Annotated in this window: 5 protein-coding genes; 2 read left to right on the top strand and 3 right to left on the bottom strand. The window is 72.6% G+C overall.

Going from position 1 to position 3,665, the window contains the following annotated elements; translation table 11 throughout:
- A partial coding sequence (locus tag GTW43_RS02520) for a VanZ family protein (protein WP_161299898.1) occupies positions 1-370 on the top strand: 370 nt, incomplete at its 5' end.
- Positions 371-416: 46 nt separating this feature from the next.
- On the opposite strand, the gene GTW43_RS02525 is transcribed toward GTW43_RS02520, so the two are convergent.
- Positions 417-1,166 (bottom strand): MgtC/SapB family protein, encoded by a 750-nt coding sequence (locus GTW43_RS02525; protein ID WP_161299899.1) that lies wholly within the window; start codon positions 1,164-1,166, stop codon positions 417-419.
- 76 nt (positions 1,167-1,242) lie between these two features.
- Positions 1,243-1,815, bottom strand: a complete 573-nt coding sequence (locus GTW43_RS02530) for a TetR/AcrR family transcriptional regulator (RefSeq protein WP_161299900.1) — start codon at positions 1,813-1,815, stop codon at positions 1,243-1,245.
- Between the two features lie 207 nt (positions 1,816-2,022).
- Between GTW43_RS02530 and GTW43_RS02535 the strand changes: the two genes are divergently transcribed.
- Positions 2,023-2,916 (top strand): SDR family oxidoreductase, encoded by an 894-nt coding sequence (locus GTW43_RS02535; RefSeq protein ID WP_161299901.1) that lies wholly within the window; start codon positions 2,023-2,025, stop codon positions 2,914-2,916.
- A 77-nt stretch (positions 2,917-2,993) separates the two neighbouring features.
- On the opposite strand, the gene GTW43_RS02540 is transcribed toward GTW43_RS02535, so the two are convergent.
- The coding region (locus GTW43_RS02540) for an SPFH domain-containing protein (RefSeq protein ID WP_161299902.1) at positions 2,994-3,665 on the bottom strand (672 nt) is incomplete at its 5' end.

The raw sequence follows: 3,665 nt of genomic DNA on the forward strand, positions 1-3,665 counted from the left end.
CGGGAACGTGGTCCTGGGCGTGCCGTTCGGCATCCTGCTGCCCGTGCTCTTCCCCCGCACCCGCGGCTTCGTGCGGGTCGTGCTCATGACCGGGTTCGTGATGCTCACCGTCGAGATCGCCCAGGGCTTCCTGGTCGCCGGGCGGGCGTTCGACATCGACGACGTGATCCTCAACTCGGCAGGCGCCTTCCTCGGCTACCTCGTCCTCGGCCGCAGGCTGGGGCGGGCCCTGCATCCGCGCCGGTCGCACTGGTGGCGACCGCGCGCCCGGACGGAAGAACCGGACGCCGACCCCGCGCCGCGACCCGCGGGCGCGTCCGAGCGTTTCCGCCGCAGGCTCCCGGCGCTGATCAGGGCGAAACGTCCCTGACCGCGGCACCGTGCCGACCGGCCGCGGACGGCTGCGACCGGCCGCGTCAGTCGTCGCCGGTGGCCGAGTCCAGGGTCGCCACGTCGAGTACTCCGTCCAACTCGCCCAGTACGCCGATGAGTTCCGGCACCTGGCCCGGTCCCTCGATCTCCATCGTGACGGCCACGGTGCCGGGCCGTCGGCCCGGGCGCTCGTCCCAGTCGGTCCGGTCGGTGCGGACGTCGAGCACGCGGAAGCCCCGGCCCGTGCACTCCTCCAGGACATGGGTGAGCACGCTGCTGCCCACGTGGTACGTCAGATGCAGGCCGGATCTCTGCTCGGTGGCCAGTGCGGGCAGCATCCGCGTCAGCAGGGGGTAGCCGCGGACGACCACGAAGTGGCAGGCGGTGGCTGCCGCGGCGAGGATCGGCAGGCCGCCGCCGCAGGCCATCCCGATGGCACAGGTCAGCCAGACCGTCGCGGCCGTGGTCAGCCCGCGCACCGCGTCGCGGCGGACGAAGATGAGGCCGCCGCCGATGAACCCGATGCCGGAGACGACCTGTGCGGCGACGCGGGACGGGTCGAAGGAGACGCCGTCCAGCCCCAGAACCGAGTTGAACCCGTGCTGCGACACCTCCATGAACAGCGCACTGCCCACGCCGACCAGCGTGTGCGTGCGCAGCCCGGCGCTCTTCTGCTGAACCGCTCGCTCCGCGCCGATCAGCGTCGACAGGAGCAGCGCCAGGCCCAGTTCGGCCAACTGGCGGGCGCCCTGTCCCGCCGAGGGGTCGAACAGCGGTACGGCGAGGTTCGACACGCGTGGCACCTCCCTTCGTGCCCTACGAGCCTACGGCGCACGCCCGTTGCTGCGGGCGACGGCGGTGCAGGCGGAGTCAGGACGCGCGCAGAGCGTGCAGGAACTGCTCCGCCAGGGTCTTGGTGTCGATGTGCTCCGCCGTGCGGCCCGTCAGGGCCTGGAAGAAGGGCGGGCCGATCAGCAGCGCCGTCGCGTGCTCGGTGGACAGGGTCGCGGCGGTCGCGGACCGCGCTGCCTCCACCACCTCGGCGGCGCTGTCGCTCAGGACGTCGCGGGAGCCGAGCAGGGCCGCCACCTCCGGATCGTGCTGCGCCTCCCCGATCAGAGCGCGGTACGCGGCCCCCGCGTGAGAGCGCGTCAGGAACGTGACGAGGGCGCCGAGATAGGCCTCCACGTCCTTGCCCGCATCTCCGCTGTGCCGCACCGCCAGCTCGTGCTGTGCGTCCAGGACGCTCGCCTCGTAGAGAATCTCCGCCTTGTGCGACCACCAGCGGTAGACGGTCTGCCGGCCCACGCCGGCCCGCTCCGCGATGCCCTTCATGGTCAGGGCCGCGTAGCCGACCTCCACCAGCAGGTCGTCGACCGCGTGGAGCACAGCGGCCCGTGCGCTTTCACTGCGAGGCCGCCCGCGGCCGCTTCCGTCCACCATGCCCTCACCTTAAACGAGACACGGTGTACCGCATGTGTTAGTTTTACGGTGCACGGTGTCTCGGAAATGGGGTGGGCGCGCACCACGACGTGCGCTGCTCCCGTGCAACCCGATCACCCCGAGCGCCTTGATCCCGATCACCTCGATCCCGATCACCTCGATCACCCTGACCGTCCCCCGCGGGGGACGAAGAAGGAGGCCACGCACATGCGTGCATTTGTCACCGGAGCAACCGGCTGGATCGGATCGGCCGTCGTCGACGAACTCCTCACGGCCGGACACCAGGTCGTCGGCCTGGCACGGTCCGACGCGGCCGAGCGGACCCTCGCGGCCAAGGGCGCCACCGCGCTCCGCGGCGATCTGGACGACCTGTCCGCACTGCGCCGCGGCGCCACCGAGGCCGACGCGGTCCTGCACCTGGCCAACAAACACGACTGGAGCGACCCGGCCGAGTCCGACCGGGCGGAGCGTGCGGCGGTCACCGCGCTCGGCGACGCTCTCACCGGCAGCGACCGGCCGTTCCTGGTCGCATCCGCCCTGTCGCGCCTCGTCGAGGGGCGACCCGCCACCGAGGCCGACGTGTCACCGGCGGTCGGCCCGGACTCGAACCGCGGCGGCAGCGAGAACCTGGCGCTCGACTACGCCGCCAAGGGCGTGCGCTCCGTCGTCGTCCGGTTCGCACCCAGCGTGCACGGCCGGGGCGACTGGGGATTCGTCAACTTCCTGACCGAGGCCGCGCGCAAGCAGGGCGTCTCCGGCCATGTCGGCGACGGCTCCGCCGCGTGGTCCGCCGTGCACCGCACGGACGCCGCACGGCTCATGCGGCTCGGCATCGAGCAGGCGCCCGCCGGGTCCCGGCTGCACGCCGTCGCCGAGGAAGCGGTCTCGACGAAGGAGATCGCCGAGGCGATCGGGCGCAGCCTCGGCCTGCCGGTCGTCCCGGTCCGGCCCGAGGACGCCGCCGCGCACTTCGGCTTCGTCGGCGGCTTCTTCGCCTCGACCATGACGGCGACCAGCGACCTCACCCGGCAGCTCCTGTCGTGGAAGCCCGCCGGACCGACGCTGGTCGAGGACATCGACGCCGGCGCGTACACGACCTGAGGACCTCGCCGCCGGCGCCTACGCGACCTGGCACCACGCCGCTCCGCCGGAATCCGAAGGGCGGGCGAACGCGCGGCTCATGCCTCGTCGGACTCCGGCCGCGGCGCCCAGTTCGGCACCTGGCCCGTGCGCGCCGCCTCGGCCTCCGCCTTCGCGTCGCTCACCACCGACGCCGCCTGCCGCGCCACCTCGTCGGCGGCGGTGGCCGCGTCCAGCGACGGGGCCGCCGCCTCGATCTGCGGCGTCGAGCCCGCCTCCGCAGGCGCGTCGCCGTCCTCGCCCGCGGCCGGCTTCGCCGGCTGCGCGTCCGCCGGGAGCCCCATGGTGGACCGGTCGCCGAACGCGCCGGTGACGGCCCGCACCGCCTCGGTCAGCTCGCCCGGGATCACCCAGAAGGTGTTGTTGTCGCTCTTCGCGAGGTGGGGGAGGGTCTCCAGGTACTTGTAGGCGAGGATCTTCGGGTCGGCGTTGTTGCGGTGGACGGCCTGGAAGACCCGCTCGACCGCCTTCGCCTCGCCGTCCGCTCTGAGGATCATGGCCTGCTGCGTGCCCTGCGCCTCCAGGATGTCCTTCTGCTTGGTCCCTTCCGCCGTGAGGATCTTCGCCTGCCGCTCACCTTCCGCGTGCAGGATGGCCGCGCGCTTGTCCCGCTCGGCCCGCATCTGCTTCTCCATCGCCTCCTTGATCGTGTTCGGCGGGTCGATGGCCTTGATCTCGACGCGGTTGACGCGGATGCCCCACTTGCCGGT

The organism is Streptomyces sp. SID5785, assembly GCF_009870065.1.
In the GTDB taxonomy this organism is placed as follows: domain Bacteria; phylum Actinomycetota; class Actinomycetes; order Streptomycetales; family Streptomycetaceae; genus Streptomyces.